Origin of the sequence: Collinsella sp. 4_8_47FAA (genome assembly GCF_000763055.1) — a bacterium.
GTDB lineage: Bacteria > Actinomycetota > Coriobacteriia > Coriobacteriales > Coriobacteriaceae > Collinsella.
In genome coordinates this window covers 1-1,105 of sequence record NZ_KN214155.1, presented here as the reverse complement: position 1 = coordinate 1,105, position 1,105 = coordinate 1, and the positions used below count along the sequence as shown (strand labels likewise).

Annotated in this window: 1 protein-coding gene; it reads right to left on the bottom strand. The window is 59.5% G+C overall.

Annotated elements, in window-relative coordinates; all coding sequences use genetic code 11:
* Positions 1–773: plasmid recombination protein (locus HMPREF9463_RS10210; RefSeq protein ID WP_035138991.1), on the bottom strand; the 773-nt coding region annotated here is incomplete at its 3' end.
* Positions 774–1,105 lie beyond the last annotated feature (332 nt).

The following is a 1,105-nucleotide window of genomic DNA, read 5'->3' as shown; positions in this document are numbered from 1 at the left end:
GATCGGCCTTGCGCGCTTCGGCTTCGTTTAGCAAAGCGCGGCTTCTTCCTTAGCCGCCGCGACGATTCGCGCCGCTTCGTCCTCCGCAGGTTGCACGACCGCCCTATCGACCGCACCGCGCACCTTGTCGATATCAACAGCCTTGTCGGTGTAGACACGTTGCGCCCGCGTCTCCTCGTCAAGCTCGATTGCTGGGCGGTAGCCCATACGCCTTTCGAGGTAGTCGCCAAGCTCCTTGTGCATCGACTGATAGAACGAGCGCGGGCACATCTTCTTGTGTTAAATCGCCCATCGAGGATTGGCGTGAACGGCACGTGCATGTGGTCACGTGCGGGCGTGCCGTCCTTGAGCACCTCGTCCTTGTGGACGTAGCCGCCCATCATGTTGTCGATGCCGAACTTGTTCGACAGATACCAGTACGTGAGACGAAAGAACCTGTCCTCATCGCCCTTCCGCACGTTGTCTGGAAGCGTCACGACAACGTCAGCCATGACAACCGCGTCCTTGCGCGTGGCGCGCTTCCCTGCGGTCTTCTGCGCCTCGTTCACGCGCTCTATGCGCCGTTCCACCGTGCCCCAGTTCGGCTCGCCCTCACGCGCCCTCACGCGCCCCACAACAAGCTTCCCGTCCTTGTTCGTGTAGTGCCCGACAACCAAGTCGTTTTTAACGCGGCTCGGGTCGATGTTGTCACGCTCCAGGCTGGATGCATCGCGCCTGTAGTGGGCGAGCATGTGCCCGACCGAGGTTGCCTTGTACTTCGCTATGTGTGCCATGTCGGAACCGCCTTACGTCAGATTTTAACCGACTAAAGTCTAGCACGTTAGACCTTAGCTGCGCTAAGGACGTGCCCTGCGGGGCTTCTCCGCAATCCTCCCAGCGGTCGAGATTGCTGCGCGTCATCGGCGGCGGCACCTCTTCCTTGCCCGCTCGGCTCCGCCGAGATGGAGGGGTGAAACCCCTCCAAACCACCCCGACGTATCGGTATCGGATATCGGATTCCCATGGGCGAGGTCGTAGTACCTCGCCCCCCTGTGGTCATTTGTCATTTGTCATTTGTCACATTATTTTTCGGACGTAGTTAGCGAAAAATAATGAGCCGCCCGAT